Origin of the sequence: Bacillus sp. FJAT-42315 (assembly GCF_002797375.1) — a bacterium.
Taxonomy (GTDB): Bacteria; Bacillota; Bacilli; order Bacillales; family Domibacillaceae; genus Bacillus_CE.
Map to the genome: position 1 here is coordinate 2,037,321 of NZ_KZ454941.1, position 1,400 is coordinate 2,038,720.

General features: G+C 47.6%; 1 protein-coding gene. It reads right to left on the bottom strand.

Translation table 11 applies throughout. The features are described 5' to 3' along the window. Nucleotides 1–105: 105 nt before the first annotated feature. The gene (locus CEF22_RS10075; RefSeq protein ID WP_100402752.1) at nucleotides 106–1,398 is read right to left on the bottom strand and encodes an MFS transporter; all 1,293 of its coding nucleotides are present in this window, start codon (nucleotides 1,396–1,398) and stop codon (nucleotides 106–108) included. Between the last annotated feature and the right edge of the window lie 2 nt (nucleotides 1,399–1,400).

Below are 1,400 nucleotides of genomic sequence, written 5' to 3' on the forward strand. Positions count from 1 at the left end.
GTTCCAGTAGTAGTTTGGTCGAGGCGAAAAGTTGGTACAGAGTAATATTTATAACAAGCTCAATTTCTCAGTGTTGGAATGGAGAAATTGAGCTTGTTATAAATATTACTCTGTACCAACTTTTCGCCTCGACCAAACTACTACTGGAACAAGAAGCAGAGCAAGAACTCCTCCCGCAAGTGAGAGGGTAGCGTAACTGGAGTGAGCGACTACCATGCCAGACATCGCACCGCCAGAGGCCCCAGCTAAAGCGACTAAGACATCAACGGTTCCTTGTGTCTTTGCACGAGTAGAGGGAGATGTAGAATCAATAATCAGTGCTGTCCCACTAATCAAGCCGAAGTTCCAACCAAGCCCAAGTAGAGCGAGCGCAGTCGTCAGTCCTAGCATAGAGTCAGTCGGGGCAAAAGCAGCTAGTAAACCGGCTGATAACAAAGTGACACCAGAAGCAATCGCCATGATCGTTCGCCCCACTTTGTCTACGAGAAAACCAGTGACAAGAGAGGGAAGGTACATGGCGGCAATGTGAATACCAATCACCATTCCAACTTCACTTAATCCATGTCCATGATGTTTCATATGTACAGGTGTCATCGTCATAATGGCAACCATCACAATTTGAGTTAACACCATGACCGTCGCTCCAACCATCATGCCTCGTTTGTGAATCGCTGTTGCTTCAACCTTTTGAACTGACTGCTTACTATCGTCCGAAATCTTCGCATCAGCTAATGCTTTCGCTACAATGAGCGGATCAGGGCGAAGAAAAATCAGTAATACGAGCCCAGCTAAAATAAAGGCGACAGCCGCTAAAATAAACGGACCTGCTAGAGCTGGAATACCAATAAAGGTAGCAAATTCACCCATGACACTTACTAAGTTAGGACCAGCCACTGCACCGAAAGTGGTAGAGACCATTGCGACACTAATAGCAGTAGCCCGTTGTTTCGGCGCTGCTAAGTCTGTACCTGCATAGCGAGCTTGCAGGTTTGTTGCTGTACCTGCGCCATAGATGAATAATGAAACAAACAACAGAAAGACTTGATCAAACGCAGCAGCTGTCACGACCCCAATCGCTCCGATCCCACCAGTGATGAATCCTGCCGCAAGACCAAAGCGGCGGCCATAGCGTTGAGAGAATCGCCCAACGAGCCAAGCAGCTAACGCAGAGCCAAGAGTAAATAGGGCAGCCGGCATTCCAGCTAAACTGTTAGTGCCGAGCATCTCTTCCGCAAGAAGAGCACCAACTGTCACACCCGCGGCCAGTCCCGCTCCGCCAAAAATTTGCGACATGACCACAATGAGTAACGTCCGTCGGTAAAGCTGTTTTTGCTTTTCTGGAGAATCTATATAGCTTTGCAACCATGTAGCCTCACTTTTTAACGCTTGTAAATCCATTA